This window comes from Desulfopila aestuarii DSM 18488, from assembly GCF_900143695.1.
GTDB classification, from domain to species: Bacteria; Desulfobacterota; Desulfobulbia; order Desulfobulbales; family Desulfocapsaceae; genus Desulfopila; species Desulfopila aestuarii.
This window is the reverse complement of sequence record NZ_FRFE01000098.1, coordinates 1-1,266: the sequence shown is the minus strand read 5'-3', so window position 1 is coordinate 1,266 and position 1,266 is coordinate 1. Positions and strand designations below refer to the sequence as shown.

Below are 1,266 nucleotides of genomic sequence, written 5' to 3'. Positions count from 1 at the left end.
GGCGAGAGGGTTGAACCAGTAAAAGAAGGTGAGCTGACCAGGGTGGTCAATATCTAAGAATGATTCTTCAAACACCAGATTTGACTATAACTCATTTTAAGATTCCTCTGCTTGTAATTTCCCGTTTCTTTCCCGGTACAGTGTCAGGCCCTGTGTTTATAGGCTGGCTGCGGGTTCGACTCCCGCGTCTTCAAATGATGACGATAATTGCGTATATATCCTCATCGACAATGTCCTCCGCAGGATCGTGTGCCCAAAGCGGTGATGAAACGAGACATAGACTCATCAGTGCAGTAAGTCCGAAGATTTTTTTCATACCGATTCTCCCATGATCATACTTCCATACTCTTTTTGCCCTTTTCCAAGTTTTCTAGCTTTCCTTAGGCAAGGGCCAATTAGCCGTTCGGCCGGAACATACTCCTGCACTCTTTCGAGACGAGGAGGCTTGTAATCCAGAGCACCAGAACACCCGGACCTGTATAGCTAGGGAGCGGCGTCGGAAAGCAAAGGTTACAAGGAAGATGACTCGATGTAGGCGTACAACTTGTCACGTGGTGGGGACTCTCATTCTTCGACTTGGAACACGATGTTGTTTTCGTAGCAGAAAAAACATCTTTTGAATCAGGATGTTTCAATAGATATCTTTTTTTCCCAAAGCCCCACAAAACACTGGATTAATTTCATATATCCTGCAGATTCAACATGTTAAGCTTGTTGACTTTCAAAATTTATCCTGTTACAAAACGAGACACACAAAAGTACCAAGAGCAATTTTACTAGAAAACTGGGTGGATAACTCATGAAACCAAAAAGTATCGTAGGGGCAATATTTGCAGCCACGTTTAGCTTCGCTACGCTAACACAGGCAGCCGATGTGTCTGTTTTGGACCTTCTCACAAATGATCTTGTTGCGAACCAATCTACTGGCCTACTGTATGCCAGTGTTCCTGGAAATGCCGGAGGTGGATACGGTAATTCGGTTGTTGAGATCAATCCCTTTCAAGGCACTATTACTCAGGTTTTACCCGTCGGGAGCGAGCCTTCCGTCCTCTCGCTCTCCGACGATGGCACAACACTCTATGTTTCATTGAATGGTTCCAACTCCATCCGAAAAATTGATCTTCAGAGTATGACTATGGAACAACCGTTTTCTTTAGGATCTGACGATTACTACGTATCCGCTAATTAAACCCCACTTATTGATTGCGGCAAAAGGAGGTCGGCGGCTTTGAGCCTGTTCGGTAGCAGCTCTTCGTAATCGCTCTG

Annotated in this window: 2 protein-coding genes; one reads left to right on the top strand and one right to left on the bottom strand. The window is 45.0% G+C overall.

Going from position 1 to position 1,266, the window contains the following annotated elements:
- Positions 1–190: 190 nt before the first annotated feature.
- On the bottom strand, positions 191–316 hold the full coding sequence (locus tag BUF15_RS28190; RefSeq protein ID WP_268753232.1) for a hypothetical protein: 126 nt from the start codon (positions 314–316) through the stop codon (positions 191–193).
- Between the two features lie 483 nt (positions 317–799).
- Between BUF15_RS28190 and BUF15_RS26485 the strand changes: the two genes are divergently transcribed.
- The gene (locus BUF15_RS26485; RefSeq protein WP_073617396.1) at positions 800–1,189 is read left to right on the top strand and encodes a YncE family protein; all 390 of its coding nucleotides are present in this window, start codon (positions 800–802) and stop codon (positions 1,187–1,189) included.
- Positions 1,190–1,266: the final 77 nt, after the last annotated feature.

What these genes read in the sequence shown, in the direction of transcription:
- BUF15_RS28190 (WP_268753232.1), bottom strand. Translation starts at nt 316, where the DNA reads ATGAAAAAAATCTTCGGACTTACTGCACTGATGAGTCTATGTCTCGTT.
- BUF15_RS26485 (WP_073617396.1), top strand. Translation starts at nt 800, where the DNA reads ATGAAACCAAAAAGTATCGTAGGGGCAATATTTGCAGCCACGTTTAGC.